15 protein-coding genes and 4 pseudogenes are annotated in these 18742 nt (G+C 62.9%); 4 read left to right on the forward strand and 15 right to left on the reverse strand.

What is annotated here, in order from left to right; all coding sequences use genetic code 11:
* Positions 1 to 80: 80 nt before the first annotated feature.
* Both ARTSIC4J27_RS22330 and ARTSIC4J27_RS20095 read right to left on the reverse strand, forming a co-directional pair.
* A pseudogene (locus ARTSIC4J27_RS22330) lies at positions 81 to 456 on the reverse strand (IS3 family transposase); the annotation flags it as partial.
* A gap of 43 nt (positions 457 to 499) precedes the next feature.
* A complete protein-coding gene (locus tag ARTSIC4J27_RS20095) occupies positions 500 to 2650 on the reverse strand; it encodes an amylo-alpha-1,6-glucosidase (RefSeq protein ID WP_050056983.1) in 2151 nt (716 codons plus the stop codon).
* Positions 2651 to 2862: 212 nt separating this feature from the next.
* Here ARTSIC4J27_RS20095 and ARTSIC4J27_RS20100 point away from each other — a divergent pair, with 212 nt between their 5' ends.
* On the forward strand, positions 2863 to 3072 hold the full coding sequence (locus tag ARTSIC4J27_RS20100; RefSeq protein WP_050056984.1) for a hypothetical protein: 210 nt from the start codon (positions 2863 to 2865) through the stop codon (positions 3070 to 3072).
* A gap of 32 nt (positions 3073 to 3104) precedes the next feature.
* Here the strand turns inward: ARTSIC4J27_RS20100 and cofD are convergent, their stop codons facing one another.
* The 9 genes and pseudogenes from cofD to ARTSIC4J27_RS20140 form a co-directional block, all read right to left on the reverse strand.
* Positions 3105 to 4118: a 2-phospho-L-lactate transferase gene (gene cofD, locus ARTSIC4J27_RS20105; protein WP_050056985.1), complete on the reverse strand. Its 1014-nt coding sequence runs from the start codon at positions 4116 to 4118 to the stop codon at positions 3105 to 3107.
* Positions 4115 to 4975 carry a coenzyme F420-0:L-glutamate ligase gene (cofE, locus tag ARTSIC4J27_RS20110; protein ID WP_083435561.1) on the reverse strand — a complete coding sequence of 287 codons (861 nt, stop codon included), beginning with the start codon at positions 4973 to 4975 and terminating at the stop codon, positions 4115 to 4117. Before cofE ends, cofD begins: the two co-directional genes overlap by 4 nt.
* The gene (gene cofC / locus ARTSIC4J27_RS20115) at positions 4972 to 5616 is read right to left on the reverse strand and encodes a 2-phospho-L-lactate guanylyltransferase (protein ID WP_050056986.1); all 645 of its coding nucleotides are present in this window, start codon (positions 5614 to 5616) and stop codon (positions 4972 to 4974) included. The genes cofE and cofC overlap by 4 nt, the downstream gene beginning before the upstream one ends.
* Complete coding sequence (locus tag ARTSIC4J27_RS20120) at positions 5609 to 7156, reverse strand: flavin-containing monooxygenase (RefSeq protein WP_083435562.1); 1548 nt, start codon at positions 7154 to 7156, stop codon at positions 5609 to 5611. The genes cofC and ARTSIC4J27_RS20120 overlap by 8 nt, the downstream gene beginning before the upstream one ends.
* Positions 7153 to 7644, reverse strand: a complete 492-nt coding sequence (locus tag ARTSIC4J27_RS20125) for a hypothetical protein (RefSeq protein WP_050056987.1) — start codon at positions 7642 to 7644, stop codon at positions 7153 to 7155. Before ARTSIC4J27_RS20125 ends, ARTSIC4J27_RS20120 begins: the two co-directional genes overlap by 4 nt.
* A complete protein-coding gene (cofG, locus tag ARTSIC4J27_RS20130; RefSeq protein ID WP_050056988.1) occupies positions 7641 to 9974 on the reverse strand; it encodes a 7,8-didemethyl-8-hydroxy-5-deazariboflavin synthase CofG in 2334 nt (777 codons plus the stop codon). Before cofG ends, ARTSIC4J27_RS20125 begins: the two co-directional genes overlap by 4 nt.
* Before the next feature lie 84 nt (positions 9975 to 10058).
* Positions 10059 to 11108, reverse strand: a complete 1050-nt coding sequence (gene fgd / locus ARTSIC4J27_RS20135) for a glucose-6-phosphate dehydrogenase (coenzyme-F420) (protein WP_050056989.1) — start codon at positions 11106 to 11108, stop codon at positions 10059 to 10061.
* Positions 11109 to 11954: 846 nt separating this feature from the next.
* Positions 11955 to 12105 (reverse strand): annotated as a pseudogene (locus tag ARTSIC4J27_RS23300) (helix-turn-helix domain-containing protein); the annotation flags it as partial.
* Between the two features lie 204 nt (positions 12106 to 12309).
* Positions 12310 to 13203: an SDR family NAD(P)-dependent oxidoreductase gene (locus ARTSIC4J27_RS20140; protein WP_235436792.1), complete on the reverse strand. Its 894-nt coding sequence runs from the start codon at positions 13201 to 13203 to the stop codon at positions 12310 to 12312.
* 298 nt (positions 13204 to 13501) lie between these two features.
* On the opposite strand from ARTSIC4J27_RS20140, the pseudogene ARTSIC4J27_RS22630 reads away from it, so the two are divergent.
* A pseudogene (locus ARTSIC4J27_RS22630) lies at positions 13502 to 13573 on the forward strand (recombinase family protein); the annotation flags it as partial.
* 33 nt (positions 13574 to 13606) lie between these two features.
* Here ARTSIC4J27_RS22630 and ARTSIC4J27_RS20145 read toward each other — a convergent pair.
* The 4 genes from ARTSIC4J27_RS20145 to ARTSIC4J27_RS20160 form a co-directional block, all read right to left on the reverse strand.
* Positions 13607 to 14479 (reverse strand): aldo/keto reductase, encoded by an 873-nt coding sequence (locus ARTSIC4J27_RS20145; RefSeq protein ID WP_050056991.1) that lies wholly within the window; start codon positions 14477 to 14479, stop codon positions 13607 to 13609.
* A gap of 63 nt (positions 14480 to 14542) precedes the next feature.
* Positions 14543 to 15871, reverse strand: coding sequence for an NtaA/DmoA family FMN-dependent monooxygenase (locus tag ARTSIC4J27_RS20150; RefSeq protein ID WP_050056992.1), 1329 nt, complete (start codon positions 15869 to 15871; stop codon positions 14543 to 14545).
* A gap of 55 nt (positions 15872 to 15926) precedes the next feature.
* Positions 15927 to 17135: an MFS transporter gene (locus ARTSIC4J27_RS20155; protein WP_050056993.1), complete on the reverse strand. Its 1209-nt coding sequence runs from the start codon at positions 17133 to 17135 to the stop codon at positions 15927 to 15929.
* 68 nt (positions 17136 to 17203) lie between these two features.
* The gene (locus ARTSIC4J27_RS20160; protein ID WP_050056994.1) at positions 17204 to 17590 is read right to left on the reverse strand and encodes a MerR family transcriptional regulator; all 387 of its coding nucleotides are present in this window, start codon (positions 17588 to 17590) and stop codon (positions 17204 to 17206) included.
* A 260-nt stretch (positions 17591 to 17850) separates the two neighbouring features.
* Here ARTSIC4J27_RS20160 and ARTSIC4J27_RS20165 point away from each other — a divergent pair, with 260 nt between their 5' ends.
* Positions 17851 to 18444 carry a TetR/AcrR family transcriptional regulator gene (locus ARTSIC4J27_RS20165; RefSeq protein ID WP_050056995.1) on the forward strand — a complete coding sequence of 198 codons (594 nt, stop codon included), beginning with the start codon at positions 17851 to 17853 and terminating at the stop codon, positions 18442 to 18444.
* A 79-nt stretch (positions 18445 to 18523) separates the two neighbouring features.
* Positions 18524 to 18742, forward strand: a pseudogene (locus tag ARTSIC4J27_RS23305) (hypothetical protein); the annotation flags it as partial.

Raw genomic sequence — 18742 nt, forward strand, 5'->3', positions numbered from 1 at the left:
ACGGGCCTGAATGCGATACCACAAAGAAATCCGAACAATCTATAGCGACGTCGTCAGGTGATCCCAGGCTGGGCTCGCACAGGGTGCGCGGTGATGTTCGTCAGCCAGAGCTCGTTCGGTGCCGCGGCGGTGAAATCCCGCTCGACCAGGTCGTCGTGGACCGGCGGCCCTGGATCTGCGGTTCAGTCCCCGTTTCTTAGAGAACACTGACCAGATGCGCTGGTCCCTGCACAAGCGCTGGACCCGGTTCTCACCCACCGTGATGACCTTCTCCGGGAGCTCATCGGCGATGAACCGGTACCCGAAGGCCGGGTCCTCGGAATGGAAGTTTATGGCGGCGTTGACGAGGTGCGCATCGATCCAGTCCCGTTCCGTCGCTGGACTGGCCTTCCACCGGTAGGAGCCTTGCTTGCTGAATCCCAACTCCCTGCAGGTCACCGCACAGGGGACGCTATTCAGGGACGGCGTTCCTCCTAAGGCATGACATGCCAAAGCCCGATTACCGCTGACCTTTGACCTTCTCCACCAGGTCTGTGACACGGGGCCGGGTTCCGCGGTGGAGGATTATGCCCTCCGGCAGTCCCTGAACGACTGCGGTTGAGTCGGAGATGTCAATGGTGATCCTGCCATTTGCCAGGGGGGCGTTGGTGAGATGGAGTTCGCCATACGATTTCGGGAGCACGGGGTCCAACCAAACTCCGCCTTGCAAAACGTCGACATAGTATCCCATCAAGCTCTTGACCAGTTGGATTGGCGTGGTTGCCGCCCATGCCTGCGGGGAGCATGCCGTGGGATAAGGCACGGGTTCGTCGAATTGATCGCGGCCGAAGCCACAGAACAATTCAGGCAACCGCCCCCCGGAGTACTCCGCCGCCTCAAAAAGCGCTGTGGCAATCCTCTGCGCCTGCTCAATAAAACCGTAACGAAGGAGGCCTGTCGCGATGATCGCGTTGTCGTGGGGCCAAACTGATCCGTTGTGGTAGCTGGCAGGGTTGTAGGCGCCCATATTGCTGGCCAACGTTCTCACACCCCAGCCGCTGAACATTTCAGGGGACATCAGCTGGTCAGCCACCAACGCAGCCTTGTCGTTGTCAACGATCCCGAACATAAGGCATTGCCCCATGTTGGAAGCACAAGCGTCGACCGGCCGTTTGTCGCCGTCCAAGGCGATGGCGTAGTAACCGCGGTGAGGCAGCCAAAACTGTTCGTTGAATTGCTTCTTCAACCGTGCCCCGAGTTCCCGGTACTCGGCCGCAAGGTCCAAGTCACCGGCTTGGTGAGCAATCCACGACCGACCCAGATAGGCGCCGTAGACGTAGGCCTGCACCTCGCATAAGGCGATAGGTGGCTGAGCTATGCTGCCATCGGCGAAGTTGATGCCGTCCCACGAGTCCTTCCATCCCTGATTGATCAGACCGTGAGCATTGAGCCGTGAATATTCAACAAAACCGTCGCCGTCCTTGTCCCCGTAGTGGCGGATCCAGTCCAGCGCTCGGTCAACATGGGGCAGAAGGCCAACAATGGCTTCTGATGCGAATCCCCAGCGGCTGACCTCGCCGAACAGGGCCACAAAAAGCGGCGTGGCATCGATGCTGCCGAAGTAGGTGGGTTTCCCGCCCAATGCCAGCCCGCTGGATACGCCAAACCTGACTTCGTGGAGGATTTTGCCGGGCTCCTCCTCGCTCATTTCATCCGTCACTTGCCCCTGCCGGTCGGCCAAAGTCTGGATGGTGCCGAATGCCAGGGACGGATCAACGGGCAGTGCCATAAGGGAAGCCCAGAGCGAGTCCCGGCCAAACAAAGTCATGAACCACGGGGCACCCGCAGCGACTACGATCCGGTCGGGGTGGTCCGGATCCTGAATGCGCAGAGCGCCCAGGTCGTCGTAGCTGCGCCTGAGCGTTCGTTCGATTGACGGGTTGCTGATGCGTAGTTCGGGGATCTTGGATACCCACTCCTGGCGGCGCCGGTCACGAGGAGACAATTCGCCTTCATCCGCCCGAATGAAACATGGAGCGGAGCCGGTGCCGCCGGCGAAGGCCGTAACGCTTAATGCGGTACTCCACTGTCCATGCGGGGGAACACTGAATCCGTATACAAGCTCCTCAGAGGTTATATCTGCCCCGTCGGCCGCCACCACAACACCCTTCTGAACGTCCTGCCAGGCGGCCCTGATGATGAGCGACTCACCCGCTACTTCACGGGACTCTTCCCAGCGTCGCTGGATGCGTGCCTCCTTCACCTCGAAGAGGTCCGCGAAGTCCGCCTCTACCTGAAGGGTAAGAACACATTCGGCGCTGAACGGCGAGTAGTTTCGAACAATTATCCGTTCCATGATGCCGGCACCTACCTCGCGGAGGCGTTCGACGATCAGGGGGCTGTCCGCGTATCCATCCGGGCGTGGGACGCGCCCGATAAACAAAGCACGGTACGGTTCTTTCGTCTTCGCCCCCAGCGGCTCCAGCGAAGCGCCGTTGATAAGCACACGCCAGCACGACAGGATTCGGGTATCCTCGACGAAAACCCCGTGTGGCAACTCGGGTTGAATATCGCCGTTTGCCGCGGAAATACAGAACGATCTGCCTTCCACCAAAGTGACCGAACCGGGCCCGGACGGCCCTGCAGCAGTGTCAGCATTCCACCCAGCCATTACGGACCCTTCACAGGAATAAGCTAAACGGCACACCACAAGGGATTCCTGCGAACCCCCTATCTGATAGGATGCTACGCCCTTGGGCTAACCGACACCAGCGCCTGCGGTGACTCATTAGGAACCTCCGAGGCCCTGGTGTTGAAGATCGTTAAACCCAGGCCGGGCAGGATTCCGGCCTATGGCCTTGACCTGCTGGACCCGCTGATCACGTGCTGCAGGCTCCTGCCGGCAGGCTGCTCGCTTCGATGCTGCCGGTCCTGGTGCCACTGCTGCGCCGGGACCAAGAGCTTGAGATCACCGACTCCCAAGCCGACCTGGTGATGCGCATGAGCGCAGCTACCATCGACCCCAAACTCGCCAGCGAACGGGCCAAACTCTTACCTCGGGCAGATCCCATACCAAGCCCGGCACCCTCCTGAGGTCCCAGATCCCCGAGGATGCTGCCGAAGGCCTAGGAGTCTGACGTTGCCGCTGCCGAAGCAGCTTTTACGACCGCCGCGGCAAGATCCGCGCTGGTCTGAATGTCGTTCATCCATAGGGGTACAACAACAGGCCGGACCCCCGCTCCGGCGATGGAGCGGGACAGCCCCGCATCGGCGCTATCAATCAACCAGGCATCCAGAATGCCGCCGGAGGAACGCGCCCCGTAATGGACCGCCACAGCATCAGCGGCGGTCCTGACGCCGATCGCGGCCAGGCAGGCGTCTGCCATACCCCGCACGGCGGCACCGGAGATAATGGGCGAGATTCCCACGACCGGGGCCACCGTCATCTGGATTGCGTGCCGGATGCCCGGGATATTCAAGATGGTGCCGATGGAGACCACCGGATTTGACGGAGCCAGGACAACGGCATCGGCAGCGGAAATCGCAGTCAGGACCCCAGGTGCCGGAACGGCCTTCGAGAGCCCCGCCTGGAAAAACTCCCGCGCCGGACGCCGGGCGCGGTGCCGGACCCACCATTCCTCGAAGTGTACGATCTCTGGCTGATCAGGGCTGGGACCGTCCAGTACGACCTGCGTTTCCACTTCATCGTCGCTCATGGGCAGCAACTCCATCCCGAGGTCCCACCGGGAGGCCAGCCTCCGGGTGACCTGGCTCAACGGCAGTCCGGTCCGCAGTAGATGCGAGCGGGTGATGTGGGTGCCAAGGTCCAGATCACCGAGAGTAAACCACGGCCAGCCCACACCGTAGGCTGTCAGCTCGGCACTAACGCGCTCCGTTTCATCAGCCCGGCCCCAGCCCCGCATTTCGTCATTGACGCCGGCGAGGGCATACATCACGGAGTCCAGATCTGGACAGACCCGCAGCCCGGTCAGCCACATGTCATCACCCGTGTTGACTACCGCGGTGATTTTCGCCGTCGTTCCGCCAGCACCATCCGGCGATACCTGACACAGATGGTGGCGTAGCCCCCGCAGGAAACGGGCCCCACCCACACCACCGGCCAGCACCGTGATTCTCATGCGGTAGCACTGCCCTCTGCGCTGCCGGAGGGTTCAACGGCTGACCTTTGTCCTGCCGCGAAGCCCTCATTGAATCCTTCCGCATGTGCTTCTGCCGATCCCAACCGGAACAAGTCATCTTCCGCAGGGCGAATCAGGCTCCGCGCTCCGGGTTCGCTGATTGGCCGAATGAGGTGACCCATGCCGTGAACGACGGCAACCGGACGGCGCGACGTCTTGCTTAGCACAAGATTCGCCGCACCGGCTATTTCGTCCGCCACCGCACTAATTGTTGCATCCATCGGCCTGCCGAAATCGTCCCGTGTGCCACGTAAATCATGGCTTACTGCCATTCCTGCGGCACCGATAGCCAAATCGGTCTGCCCCAAGCGCCAAGGTCGGCCCAGCGTGTCGGTTATGAGCACCGCTAAGTCGAATCCGAACCGCTGGCGCAACCCGCTGCAGAGTGCCCGCGCTGACGCATCTGGATCCTCGGGCAGGAGCAGCACCGTGCCGGCAGGGGTGTTGCTCGCGTCGACACCGGCGGCGGCAAGCACCAAGCCCAACTTGTTCTGGACAATTCGGGTTACACCGCCGGGGTGCCGTTTGCTGGCGACCAGCCGCACTGTTTCGGCCGTGATGGCATCTTCGCGGCTGTCTGCCTGCAGAAAACGACCTTCAGCCTTTGAAACTATTTTGCTGGTCACTACAACGATATCGCCCTCGGAGATCTCACCTTCGATGGCGTTTCCCACCAGCAGCAGGAGGTCATCGCCGGCGACAATTTCGCCGATTCCGCCGATCCCGACGACGGAAAACTGTTGTGGCGTCTCCGTCCGCCCAGGCGTTCCAATTTGCACAAGATTATTTTGATTCATCCCGATCCCGTCAGAAACAGTCGGCTATTTTCCAAAGAGTAGCGTCTTCGCGCAGATTGCCTGATCGTCGCCAAAACCTCGGCGGTTCGTCGGCCGAGCCGTCCCTCGAGCCGCTCGAGGTCGGCCCGGATGTCGACATCGGAGCGCAGCCCCGACGTCTTGTCGATACTGAGCTCTACATAACCCGCGGCAGCGTGCGCAGCACGCGAACCTTCGCCGAACATGGGGCGATGCCGTTTTGGGTCGAGGGCGGTGATCAGCGTTGTACCGGTTCCGGCGGCATCTGCAACGAATGTCAGCTCAGTGGCTGAGGCTAGCCACAGTGCGCTCTCGAGTTCAATCGAGGTGAGAGCTGGCAGGTCGCCCTGGAGCACCGCCACCCGGCCAGTACCTGCTGCTTCGATGCCCTGGAGCACGGCTGCGGACAGGCCCCGTCCTGGATCCTGAAGGGTCTCGGCACCGAGGGCTCGGAAACCGGCGGCAGCGGCCGCGGAAGTTACGACAATAACGCGGCCCACCGGCAGCGCGGCAGCCACGGTATCAAGGGCGATCGCCTGAGCAAGGCCCGGATTACCCCCCAGACGGGACTTCGCGGCCGCGGTGCCCTTGGCTGGTATGACGATGGTCCAGGTGTCAGTCATGCGAAACCATCCCGATGTTGTAGTCGGTCGGGTCGAACTGGGCCAGCCGCTCGCGGAACGCCGACGCAGTGTCCGGCCATAGGAGGGTCAGCCGGCGGCTCCGTTCATCGACGTACCAGCTGCGGCAGCCGCCGGTGAGCCAGACGGTGTTCTCGGCCATGCGGTCGATTTCGGTGACATAGGTCGCCTGTCGCTCCGGCCGAACGTCGAAGGCCGGCACGCCGCGGCTGCGCAGGTACCACATGGCCTTGAGAACGTACGCGATCTGCGACTCGATCATATGCACGGCCGAGTTGTGGCCAAGGCTGGCGTTGGGGCCGTCGATGACAAAGAGGTTCGGGAAACCAGCCACAGTGGTGGAGTTGTAGGCGACCATTCCGTGGGACCAGGCGGCGTCGAGGGTCCGGCCGTCGCGGCCCCGGATCCTGTGCGCTATCGGTGGCCGGGTTGAATGGAAGCCTGTCGCTAGTATGAGCGCATCGAGTTCATAGGCCGCTCCTGAGGCAGCCGCGGCTCGGCTGCCCTCGACGGCAGTAAGCGCTGAGCCTTCGAGGCGCACCGATTTGCTCATCAGGGCCGGATAGTAGTCGTCTGATAGCAGAACGCGCTTGCAACCGGCCTCGTAGTCGGGTGTCAGTGCCCGGCGGAGGGCAGGGTCGGGGATTTGTGCCTCGAGGTGTCGTCGCGCGCGGTCGCGGAGGGCGGTGAGGGGGCCGGCGGCGCCGAGCCGTGCTGGGAAACCCGCCTCCGCGTCCCAGAACATTTGAGTGCGGAGTGTGGCCAGGGAGTCGGGCTCGTCTTGCCAGCTGACCTGTTCCTCTTCGGTGTAGGCGCGGTCGTTACGGGGAACGACGTACGCCGCGCTCCGTTGGAAGAGAACAACCTCGTCGGCCACCGAGGCAACGCGCGGCAGGATCTGAACCGCGGACGCGCCGCTCCCGGCGAGCCCGACCCGTTTGCCCGCCAGATCGAGATCGCGGGGCCACTCCGACGAGTGGAAAACGGGGCCAGCGAACGCGTCGAGCCCCGGTACATCGGGCACACGCTTCTCGGAGAGCCGGCCCGTCGCCACTATCACCCAACGGCAGCGGTAGGTGTCGCGCGTGGTGCCCACCGTCCAGGTCATGGTGGTCTGGTCCCAGTCCAGCGCGAGCACTTCTGACGAGAAGCGGAGGTGTGGGAGGATGCCCTCCTCGCGGGCGGCCTCCCGCAGGTAGTCGAGGATCTCGGCGCCGGGAGGGTAGAAGCGGCTCCAGTCAGTGCGTGGCCGGAACGAGAAGGAGTAGAGCTGTGACGGGATGTCGCAGGCGACGCCCGGGTAGACATTGTCGCGCCAGGTGCCGCCGACGTCAGCAGCGCGCTCGACGACGACGAACGACAGCTCGCCCGAGCGCGCGAGTTGGATCGCCGCACCAAGCCCGGCAAAGCCCGCACCAATGATGACCGTGTCGACGGGCTCGGGGGTAGCGTCTTTCGCGCGGACGGCGACGGCATCGACCGCTTCGGCACGGAAGGTCTGCGGGGCGCAGGGTTTTGTCACGGCCGTGCTCGCGGTACCGTGCTGTGGGCCGGGTATCGCTGCGGCGCGCGAAGGAACGCGTCGATGAGATGCGCCCGCTCGGCGGGATGCCCCGCCTGGGCGAAGCACACGTGCGTAGATGCCAGATCAGCGGCGGGCAACCCCTCCGGGGCGATGACGAGGACGGGACACCGGACGTCTTGGGTCGGCGCAGCGGAGCCCAGCACGATGAGGGCAGAGACACGCGCGTCAGCAGCGAGTGGGGTGTCGCAGCCGGGCGCGACGACGAGCGCGAAGCGATCGGGCAGCTCGCCTGGCCAGGTGTACGCGCCCGCCACGAAGACCTGACGCCGCCGCGTCAATAGCGGCAGTGCGACGTCGAGATCGGGATCCAGGCCGGCCGGGCCTGCCGCGATCACGATCGGTTCAAGAGACTCGCCGGGCAGCCGTGCGACTCCTGTCAGGATCTCTCGCAGGCCGGTGCCCGTTTCAAAGTTAACGAGCGTCACGCGAAGCCCCTTTCGACGAGCGCGTAGCTCGTCGTACGTTCCCGCGCCTCGCGGCCAAGAGCGGTCGCGATCCGCTGGACGTCACTCGGCGTCGCCTCCCGGTACGCCTCCGCACCGGCCTCCGGCCAGATCGCACCATCGAGCAGCAGGCCGCCGAAGTCATCCGCTCCCCCGGCGAGCACGGCCGCGGCGCCGTGGAAGCCGAGCTTGGTCCACGCAGCCTGCACGTGGTCGACCCGGCCGTGGAGGAGCAGGCGCGCGACCGCATGGAGCGCCCGCGAGGCTTCGAGGCCAGGCCCTTCACCAGCCACCGCCCGCACTCCGGAGGGCACGTCGAACGGAACGTACGGCATGGCGATAAACTCCGAGAACCCGCCGGTCTCATCCTGGATCCGGGTCAGCCGGCGCAGGTGAGCAACAATTTGGGCTGGCGTCTCGACGTGACCATAGACGATCGTCGCCGTCGATCGTAGACCTGACCGGTGAGCCGCTACAAGCGGCCGGATCCACTCGTCGATCGGTGGATCGGTGCCCTCGCTCAGCAGCGCGCGCACGCCGTCATCCAAAATTCTGGCCCCAGTACCAGGAACGCTCGTTACGCCCGCCTCATGCAGTCCTTCCAGGAAATCCTCGACACTTAAGCCCATTCGACGCGCCCCGTCCAGCACCTCCGAAGGGCGGAAGGCATGGAGTGACAGATCGGGCCCGGCTGCGCGAACGGCCGCTGCAAAGTCGCGGTAGGCCGTGCCTGGCAGCGCCTGGTCGATCGGGCCCTGGACGCAGATTTCGGTTGCACCCAGGGTAACGGCCTCCTCCACCAGCCGACGGATCATGTCGTCTGTGAGCCCCTGCCCATAGAGCGATGAGTCCAGGTTGCGGTTGACGACGTAGGTCAAGGTGTCACCGACTGCTGCTGAGCGCACCTCGTCGGCCAGCGTCGTTACCGCGTCGAGGTCGTCACCACGGGCGGTAAGCAGGGAGCAATAGTCTGCGTCCGTCAGCGAGGCCGGGGCGATCGAGGCTCTGGCGAGGGCGGAGACAATGGTGGGGTCGGCGCGGCGTGGCAGACCGGCCGCCGCGGGGGGCGCGGGCCTCACACGTGCGGCCTCGTCGGCGAGCAGGGATACGGGATCGGCGAGAGCGGTAACAGCGGGGGTGACGCGCGGATCCAGCCATGTTTCTGGATCCCGGAGGTAGGCCGGGTGTGCGGTGAGCCGCTCGCGCAGGGTGAATCCAGCCTGCGCCGTTAGTTCGGCAAGCGTCTGGAGTTCGGGCCAGGGTCGTTCGGGATTGACATGGTCGGGCGTGAGCGGGCTGACGCCGCCCCAGTCGTCTATGCCTGCGCGCACCAGCAGTAGGAGTTCAGAAAGTTCGCTGAGGTTCGGCGGCGCCTGGATGGTGTGGTTGGGCCCCATGACAATCCGGGCGACCGCGACCGCGGCGGCATACTCCTCGAGGGCGAGATCGGTCTCGTTCTGCATCGCGGTGTGCGGCTTCGCGCGGAAGTTCTGGACGATGGTCTCCTGCACCTGGCCATACCGCTGGTGCGATGCCCTGATGGCGAAAAGTGCCTCGGCGCGCTCGGCGTGGTTCTCGCCGATCCCGAGCAGGACCCCGGTGGTGAATGGAATCCGGGAGCGGCCGGCGTCGTCGATTACCCGCATCCGCAGAGCAGGATCTTTATCCGGGGACCCGAAATGCACTCCCCCGCGCTCGCTCCAGAGCCTCGTGGCTGTGGTCTCGAGCATCATGCCCATCGATGCGGCGACCGGGCGGAGCCGCTGCAGCTCGGCAAAGGACATGACACCGGGATTGAGATGCGGCAGAAGGCCGGTCTCGGTGAGCACGAGTTCGGCCATCGCGCCGATGTAGTCGAGGGTTGAGGTGTAGCCGTGGCCGTCGAGCCACTGCCGGGCGACCGGCCAGCGGTTCTCAGGACGGTCGCCGAGTGTGAAGAGCGCCTCCTTGCAGCCAAGCGATGCCCCCTCGCGAGCGATGCGCAGGATCTCGTCTGGCGGCAGGTAGGTGGGGATCCCTTTCTTCAGCAAGCCGCCCGGCGTCTCGACGAAGACACAGTAGTGGCAGCGGTCCTGGCAAAGCTGCGTGACTGGGAGGAATACCTTCTTGGAATACGTGATGATGCCCTCGCGGGAGGCACGTGCGAGGCCCTCGTCACGGACTCGCGACGCAACAGTCAGCAACCGGTCGAGGTTTTCGCCTCGAGCTCCGAACAGCGCAGTGGCTCCCGAGAGGTCCGTCTCACCCGTGTCTTCGAGACGAGCGAGAGCATCAGCGAGGGGGGCAGGATTCAGAACGGATGATTTAGACATGATGGACCTTCAAAACGATTGCAGCGCCGCTCTCGTGTTTCGAACATCAGGGCCGCCGCTCCCGCGCTGCGCCACGGATCCAGCTTAGCTCCGCTCATGGGGTCCCGCTCCGACACCGGCCGGGCGTCCGGCGCCCAGTGCCCGCAGCCGCGGCATGAGGTGTTCCGCGAACTGGGACAGGAACCGTTGCTGGTCATGGCCCGGGGCGTGGAAGACCAGGTGATTAAATCCTGCCTTCACGTAAGGCAGGACCTGTTCCATGACCTGCTCCGGGTCCGAGGCGACGATCCAGCGTTTGGCGACTTGTTCGATGGGCAGCGCGTCCGCGGCGGCGGCCATCGCCGCTGGATCCTCGAGTCCGGCTTTCTGCTCCGGGCTCAGCGACAGCGGCGCCCAGAACCGGGTGTTTTCCAGCGCCAGGGCATAGTCCGTGTCGAAGGAGAGCTTGATCTCAATCATCTTCTCTGCCCCGGCCGAATCCCGTCCGGCGGCCGCGGCACCCTCGAATACCGCTGGCAGCAACTTGTCCGTGTACAGGTCCATGCCCTTGCCGCTGGTGCAGATGAAGCCATCGCCGACCGCGCCGGCGTAGCGGGCGACTACCGGGCCGCCGGCAGCAATATAGATCGGAACCGGGGTTCGGGGCCGGTCATAGACGGTGGCATTGACCGTGCGGTAGTACTCACCCTCGAAGCTGACCCGGTCCTCGGTCCACAGCCGGCGCATCAGCTCCACCGCTTCCCGTGCCCGGGCGAAGCGTTCCTTAAACGCCGGCCAGTCGGCCCCGGTGACGGCGACCTCGTTCAATGCCTCCCCGGTGCCCATGCCCAGGATGACCCGGCCCGGATACAAGCAGCCCAGGGTGGCGAAGGCCTGCGCAACGACGGCGGGATTGTAGCGGAATGTAGGGGTGAGTACGCTGGTACCCATCACAATCCGGCTGGTTCGTTCCCCCACAGCGGCCATCCAGGCCATAGCGAAGGGGGCATGCCCGCCCTCGTGACGCCACGGCTGGAAATGGTCCGAAACCATCACTGAATCCAGACCGATGTCCTCGGCAAGAACCGAATACTCGACCAGAGTCCTCGGGTCGAATTGTTCTGCGGAGGCTTTATAGCCGATCTTGATACTCATTGTGACTCCTCGCTACTTGCATCGAAATGATCAACGTTGGGAAGACCCCCGCGTCCAGGGATGGGATCTTCTCTTGTTTGCTGGCAAAGGGCTTGGTTACGAACACGGATCAAGCTCAGTAACCATGCACTGGTGCCACAGGGCAGCGGCCCCTAAACCCGGGAACCGGACGAATTAGCGCGAACCCCGGCACCTCCCTGAGTGCAGCCGTCGAACCGTCCCAGCTCCCTTCTGAAAGCGCCACCGGCGTCGTCAGCGAGGCCGTAACCGCCCTTGTCCTATCGGGCACCCGCGGAACTGCTGGAATGTGAGAATGGTCCGGTAGCCAGATCGACTCGACACCACTGTCCTCGACCGTGCGAGTGAAGTCCAGAGGCGAAAACGTCTCATCGGTGTGGTAGAACTTGATGCCAGTCTTCATGGGACCTTCTCCCTGTGAGCGCCGCCTCCGACCAGGGAACCGCGCCATTCATTGCTTCGAGCTATCAGGCATGCATGTAAGGCATGAGCTGGAATCTGAGTCCACGTGCACATTGGAATCTGAGTCCAAGGCTTCCCTAGCGACTTGCGATACTGGAGCTCCAACCGACCGTACGACCCATTTTGGAATCGCATTCATACATTGACAGTATCGTATCCAAGAACGGTGAAATTGTCTCGGGGTTTCATGTCGCCCGCCTGAGACCGGACTGAGCGATGAGGCAAGCCTTCCATGACCCTAGCGCGGGCAAGGGGCAGGCCACCTGCTCCTACAGGCTCCATTGCGCCCGAAGAATATCCAGTGTCCTGCGCCTGAAATTAGGTCCAGAAGTCGTCCGAGGGATTCGAGGATTTGTTCGGCCGTGACCGTGGCCGGCCGGCCCGGCCTGGGCTCGTCGACCAGCCCGTCCAGACGCTGTTCCAGGAACCGGCGCCGCCATTTCGCCACCGTGTGCGGTTCCACGCCGCACCGCCCAGCGGCCACCACGTTCGTCAGCCCTTCGGCGCTGGCCAACATGGCCTTCGGCCGCCCAACATTCCCAGGGTTAGCTGTAGACGGCCAAATGCCCAATCATCCAGATACTTTCGGTTTTCCCGTGGTCGCGGGCTACCTTCCTCTTCACGAATGCGGTCATGGCCGTAACCAATGACCATGTCTATCGTCGCGTCGTGGTGTCGACTCGCGCGTCCGAAACAGGTACTTATTCAGGCCGGGATATGCCTACCAGCTTTGATCGGCGGCACGCACGAAGACTTCATTGACAGCGACACGACGTTTGCGGGTGACCACATAAGCGATGGCATCGGCAACGTCCTCGGGTTGGAGCCTTTCAATGGAAGATATTTGGGACTGCACTTCTGGGCGCAACTCCTCCCGGGTGTGCGAGGCAAGTTCCGTGTCAACATTGCCCGGTTCGATAACGCTTACCCGTACCCGGTGGGGCTGCATTTCCTGGCGCAGCGCTTCGCTGAAACCATTCACGCCAAATTTGGTTGAGTGGTAGACAGCGGCACCTGCACGGGCGACCCTCCCGGCCGAGGAGCTGATATTCACTAAATCCGAGGTATGTCGCGGCTCTTCGGCCGCAGCCTTGATCAAATGCGGCAGAGCGGCCTTCGAGACATACAGGAGACCAAGCACATTTACATCGATCATTCGCTCCCATTCACCCTCCGGCGCATCTGCGAACGGGCCGATAAGCATTGCCCCTGCATTATTAACGACGATATCCAGCCGACCGTACGTGCCAACGGCCTGCTCGACAGCAGATTCTGCGCCTGCCCGGGATGTTATGTCAGCAGTAATTACCTGGGCAGTGCCGCCCTCACCCCTGATAATTTGTGCCACCTGCTCAAGACGTTCACGCCGCCTGGCCACCAGCGCCACCTGCGCTCCCTCCCTCGCAAGGCGTCTTGCCGTTGCTGCCCCAATCCCGCTACTGGCGCCCGTGATTAATGCAACCGTTCCTTCAAGCTCATACGCCACAATCGACCCTTCTGTCCGCACCCCTCGTGGAGTCGTATTCATAATGGAGCTTATCAAGGTGATATGAGCATCCGCACTGAAGTTGTGACATGGAGAACAGTCAAAAGCCTTGTCCGTAAGCAGTGCCACGTTCCTGCACCTTGCCACCACTCACCGCGTGAAGTGAATGGAACGCGGCCTCTCTGCGCTTCTTCTCACCGTGCAGCCAGGGAAAAAGCTGACAAGCAAAAATTTCGCCTGGACGGTGTCACACCCGGGACCGATGGGTGCCGTGCAGCTCGGCCTCACTGGCGTGCTGGTGATCATGGCGCTAATGCAGGTAATGCTCCTCCCCGAGTGGTTCCGCACCCAACAAATATCTCCCATTGTGAGTAGGGCACACTTCAACCTGACGCCCGAGGCTCTGGGTGTTAATTTCCTTTGCAGGACGGAACTGCTGCGGCTCGCCCGCGACGGGGACACTGTTGTGGTGCACAGCATGGATCGGCTCGCCGGGAACCCAGGCATTAGCGGTTTTGGCGAACAGCTTGAGTTACCGAACGGTGTCGGAGAGCGCGGCGAGCTCCTTATCACGCAGTTCGATGGTGGCGCCACGTATGTTGTCTTCAAGGTGGGCGATGCTTGATGTTCCTGGGATGGGAAGGACGACAGGGCTCCTTTTCAGCAGCCAGGCCAGCGCCAATTGTGCGGGGGTAGCACCGTGTTCCGCTGCCAGGTTGGTGAGCGGGCTGGTTTCGCCGGTCAGTCCGCCGGTGGCGAGGGGGAACCAGGGGATGAACCCGATGCTTCGTGTGGTGGCCCAGTCAAGGAGTTCCTCGGCATCGCGTTGGGCTAGGTTGTACAGGTTTTGCACGGACACGATCGGGGCAATTTTTAACGCGGCCTCCGCTTCAGCGATGGTTACCTCACTAAGGCCGATGTGTCGGATCTTGCCTTCGTCCTTCAGGGTCTTCAGTTCACCGATCTGATCTTCGAGGGGAATGGTCGGGGCGATGCGGTGGAGCTGTAGGAGGTCGATGCGGTCGATGGAGAGATGTCGTAGTTCCTTTTCGACCTGGCTGCGCAGGTGGGCTGGTTCACCGTTCGGCGTCCACAGTCCGGGGCCTTGGCGGGTTTGGCCGACCTTGGTGGCGATGACGATGTCGTCGGCATAGGGGTAGAGGGCGTCGCGGAGGATGCCGCTGGTGACATCGGGGCCGTAGGCGTCGGCACTGTCGAAGAGAGTCACTCCGAGTTCAGCAGCGCGGCGGACCACCCGGATGGCGTTTTCGCGGTCGGCAGGTTCGCCCCAGGTCCCTGGTCCGGTCAGCTGCATGGTGCCGTAGCCGAGGCGCGTCACGGTCAAGTCGCCGCCGAGCGTGAAGGTGCCAGAGGCATCCGCCGGACGGCTGTTCGAGTTGATCATAAAGAGTCCTTTTGTGGTGATAGGAGTGGGAAAGTGTCGTGCGCGGTGTGCCCGATGAATTGGCTATGCAGCGTTGGTTGGTTTGCTCGTGCCGTATTGGTAGGGCACGTGGAGGTGGTCGCGGAGGGTGTCTCCGTCGTAGTCGTGGTGGAAGAGGCCTCGCTGCTGGAGCAGCGGCACGACTCCGTCGACGAATGCGTCGATGCCGTCTTCGTAAATGTCGGGGTTGAGCCAGAATCCGTCACAGGCGCCGGCTTCGAACCATTCCTGCATGTGGTCTGCCGTGAGGTGCGGGGGGCCGATGGGGGCGGGGTGGTAGTCGATGATTCCGTGGTAAAGGATGTCGCGAACGCTCCATCCTTCCTGGGCGATCTCGAGGGCCTTTTCGGATCGGGGGTCGGAGGGGTTTGCCCTGGCGGAGGCAAGCTGCTGCCCGGTCAAGGGCTGGTCCAAGTCAGTTGCGGTAAGGGAAATGCCGAGCATCATTCCGAGGTAACCGATCCGTTGGTGAATGACGGGCTCGACGAATTGGCCGCGTCGATCGAGTGCTTCGCGTCTGGTCGGAGCGATGGTAGGGCTTATGCCGGCGAAGTACTTGATGTCGTCGGGGTCGCGGCCAGCTTGCTCGGCTGCCCGGCGGACGTTGGATCGTTGCCGGATGGAGTCTTCGATGGTGTACGTGGACCCAATGACGCCATTGGCGAATCGGCCGGTCAGAGCCAAACTGTGCGGGCTGCCTCCGGCTTGGAAAACGACGGGTTGTCCTTGCTTGGATGGAGGGATCTCCAGTGGCCCACGCGAAGCGACGTACTGCCCCTGCAGGTTAATGGGCCGAATCTTGGCCAGATCCGCGAAGACGCCCGATTTCTGGTCTGCTATCCAGGCGTCCTCTTGCCAGCTTCCCCAGAGAGCTTGAATTAGCTGCACGACTTCGTGGGCGCGCCCATAGCGGGCGTCTCGTCCGGCGATCGTGGTCCCGAAGTTTGCAGCGGAGGCCTGATCGGAGGTGGTGATCGCGTTCCAGCCGATGCGGCCTCCGCTGATCACGTCGAGCGTCTTCAACTGACGGGCCAGGTTGTAGGGTTCGTAGAACGTCGTTGACGCTGTCGTGACGAAACCGATCTTTGTGGTCTCGCGAGCCATTACCGCCATCGTGATGAAGGGATCCATCGTCAGCATGGGTGAGTCCTGATCTGATTGCTGGCTCTGCGCAAGAAAATCAGGCAAAAACAGGAACTGGAACTTTCCCCGCTCGGCCGCCTGCGCATACCGTACGTACGCGTCTGGATTGGTGTAATTGCGCGGGTCGACCTGAGCAGCACGCCATGCCAGTGTCTGAGCCCCATAACCGTTGCCCAGTTGCATGCCGATCAGCATCTTCTTCGTGGTCATTGCCGGTAACTCCTTGTTGCAGGCAGACGTGAACGGAAACGGTGAGTGGAACAGGTCACGATGCCTCGATCGAACGACGCGGGGGGAAACCATTCCGGCGGGCTGCTGTGACGATGACGAGAACGACGACAAGGAGCACCAAGGTCGCGAACGGCAACGCCCCGGCGCCGAGACCGGACAGGACGATCCCACCGAGAATCCCGCCCACCGCGATCCCAGTGTTCAAGCCGGTGACGAGAACGGATTGCGCGGCATCAACGGCCGTGCCGGCGGCGTCCGTGAGGGCCGTCTGCTGAAGACTTCCCGACCCGCCGAAAGCAAGACCCCACGCAGCGATACTGACCAAGACTGCAGCGGGCGAGGTGAGGGCCAGTCCGAGTACGAGAACCGCGACGGCGAACACCGCGGTGCTACCCAGCATGAGCAGACGCAGATGCCTGTCGATGACAATGCCCGTCACCCAGAGGCCAACGAGAGCGGACACGCCGAACACGAGGAGCGCGGCGCTGACACTGCTCCCCATCCCCGCGAAATCGAGGAACGACGCGATGTACGTGTAGAGCAGAGCATGGCCGGCGAAAAAGAGCAACGCGACCACGACGACCGGCGCGACGCCAGGAATTCGAAGGGCCTGAAGGGCATTGGTGCGCTCATGCTTCTCCTGGCCGGGGATTGTCGGAACCACGACGAGGACCCACACGAGCACGGCAGCCGCAAGGACAGCCATCATGACGAAGGTAAGTCGCCAGCCGATCCCTGCCGCCAGGAAGGTTCCCGCAGGCGTGCCGAAGGCAAGGGCGACAGGCGTCCCGGACAGGGCAATCGTCAGAGCACGGCCGCGCTGCCCCGGTTCCACGATCCGGCTGGCATATCCTGCAAGAATCCCCCAAAGTGCTCCCGCGAAGATACCTCCCACGAACCTGGCCGCGAGAGTCACCCCGAAAACGGGCGACACGGCGACAACGAGGCTCGTGACGAGGTAGCCGCACAGCGCAATCACCAGGAGACGGCGGCGCGGCCACCCCATAGTCGCTCCGATGATAGGGATGGCACCCAAGAGCGCTCCCAACGCGTAGAACGTGACGGTCTGGCCGGCCGCCGCTTCAGTGACTCCCAGGTCGGCGCTGAGGGCAGGCAGGACACCCGCCGGCAGCGTCTCGAGCATGACTGCCAGGAACCCGGCCGTGGCTAGCGCAAGAAGGCTACCGACAGGCAAACGCGTGGGTAGCGAAGAGTGAGCGGAATCGGTGAAAGTCTTTGACATCCCACCATTGTGAAACATTAACACTACTGTTAATGTCAAATCGAGCTCGGGAGCGGGAGCGACGCTATTCAGCCGGCAGGTGCCCCTGATCTGCCCGCGCGGACATCAACAGCGGCTATGTACCGGGAGAGAGCATCTCGATTCGAAGTCAGGAAGGCAATCTTCTGCGTCATGCGGTCGCGCTCCTGGACTAACAGATCGCGAAGCCCAGGCTCGATGTTCCGAACAACGATCGCTTGCTCCTGATCCAGGCACGGAAGGATTTCCAGAACGATACGCGACGGAATACCCGAGTCGATCAAGCCACGAATCTTGCCCACCCGCTCCACCAGGTACTCGCCATAATCCCGGTACCCATTCGCCTCTCGAATTGGTTGAATGAGGCCCTGTTCCTCGTAGTAGCGCAGCATGCGCCGCGGCACCCCCGTTCGCGCGGAAAGTTCACCGATTCGCATAACTCCTCCTCCGTACGCGACCTTCACACTAATGGTAGCCCTACATCCGCGGCGTTGCGCGGAGCAGCGGAGTAGGCCGAGCCAGCCGCCTAACCCTGCCCTTATCCACAAGCCGCCGCAAGTGCCGGACCGGACAAGGCGAAGGGGATGGTGCCCTTGAGCACCAGATTGACCGGAGGTCGCCTCCGCTTTATACTTTTTCTTATACGGAGGGAGCATCCGTTTTTAGCATGAGCAGGATCTTACCGACAGGAGCTCGAATGAATGCCGTCGAACAGCGGGGACGCAAGCCACGCGCGGACGTCCAGCGCAACCGCGTGGCCCTCCTGGAGGCGGCCCAGCGCCACTTTCTGCAGCATGGAGTCGGCACATCACTGGAGGCGATCGCGAGCGATGCGGGAGTGGGGCCGGGCACGCTGTACCGGCACTTTCCTACTCGGGAGGGGCTGCTCGCAGCCCTGCTGCAGACCCGCTCCGAGGAACTGGCGTCCCGCCAGGCGGCGTGCGAGCGTCTGGACGACCCGGCCGAGGCGTTGGATCAGTGGCTGCAGGCCATGGAGGAGTACTTAAGTGCCTTCAATGGACTGCCGGATCCACTCATGGCCGTGGCCCAGGCGCAGGATCCAGAGAACCCGCTCACAGTTCCTTGCAGCATCCTCGTCACTACCACGGAGCAGTTCTTGCTTGCCGCGCAGAGCGGCGGGCGCGTGCGCCTGTCGGTACGAGGCTTCGATTTGTTCCTGTCGGCTTGTTCCATTGCCTGGGTCAGAAGCAACGGGGCCGATGAGGAGTCGTTGACTCGTCTGCGCTTGCTCTTCGCGAGCGGCTACCGCGAGCAGGGCGAGAAGGCTTAAACCCGTTTGGACGTCCTGGGCCAGCAAGTTCTGATCCGCCGGCGTACTGTACGCCACTTTTATTAAGGAAGAAATTTTTATGGATAGTTCACCAAGAGTACTGCCCGCTGATGCTCGCCGTGTTGTGGCGAAGGGTGATCTCGGTTATCTCGAGGGCGCCCGCTGGCACCGTGGAGCGCTGTGGTTTTCGGACATGAGCCGCCGCAAAGTCTGTCGCCTGTCCCATGACGGGTTGGTCGAGGATATCGCTGATGTACCCGGACGGCCGTCAGGTTTGGGTTTTGACCCTGACGGGGTA

The organism is Pseudarthrobacter siccitolerans (assembly GCF_001046895.1).
GTDB classification, from domain to species: domain Bacteria; phylum Actinomycetota; class Actinomycetes; order Actinomycetales; family Micrococcaceae; genus Arthrobacter; species Arthrobacter siccitolerans.

Excerpts from the sequence above, each read along its gene's own strand:
- ARTSIC4J27_RS20155 (WP_050056993.1), bottom strand. The coding sequence starts at position 17,135 with ATGTCAAAGACTTTCACCGATTCCGCTCACTCTTCGCTACCCACGCGT.
- cofG (WP_050056988.1), bottom strand. The coding sequence starts at position 9,974 with ATGTCTAAATCATCCGTTCTGAATCCTGCCCCCCTCGCTGATGCTCTC.
- ARTSIC4J27_RS20145 (WP_050056991.1), bottom strand. The coding sequence starts at position 14,479 with ATGATCAACTCGAACAGCCGTCCGGCGGATGCCTCTGGCACCTTCACG.
- fgd (WP_050056989.1), bottom strand. The coding sequence starts at position 11,108 with ATGAGTATCAAGATCGGCTATAAAGCCTCCGCAGAACAATTCGACCCG.
- cofC (WP_050056986.1), bottom strand. The coding sequence starts at position 5,616 with ATGACTGACACCTGGACCATCGTCATACCAGCCAAGGGCACCGCGGCC.
- ARTSIC4J27_RS20160 (WP_050056994.1), bottom strand. The coding sequence starts at position 17,590 with ATGCGAATCGGTGAACTTTCCGCGCGAACGGGGGTGCCGCGGCGCATG.
- ARTSIC4J27_RS20165 (WP_050056995.1), top strand. The coding sequence starts at position 17,851 with ATGAATGCCGTCGAACAGCGGGGACGCAAGCCACGCGCGGACGTCCAG.
- ARTSIC4J27_RS20095 (WP_050056983.1), bottom strand. The coding sequence starts at position 2,650 with ATGGCTGGGTGGAATGCTGACACTGCTGCAGGGCCGTCCGGGCCCGGT.
- cofE (WP_083435561.1), bottom strand. The coding sequence starts at position 4,975 with ATGAATCAAAATAATCTTGTGCAAATTGGAACGCCTGGGCGGACGGAG.
- ARTSIC4J27_RS20150 (WP_050056992.1), bottom strand. The coding sequence starts at position 15,871 with ATGACCACGAAGAAGATGCTGATCGGCATGCAACTGGGCAACGGTTAT.
- cofD (WP_050056985.1), bottom strand. The coding sequence starts at position 4,118 with ATGAGAATCACGGTGCTGGCCGGTGGTGTGGGTGGGGCCCGTTTCCTG.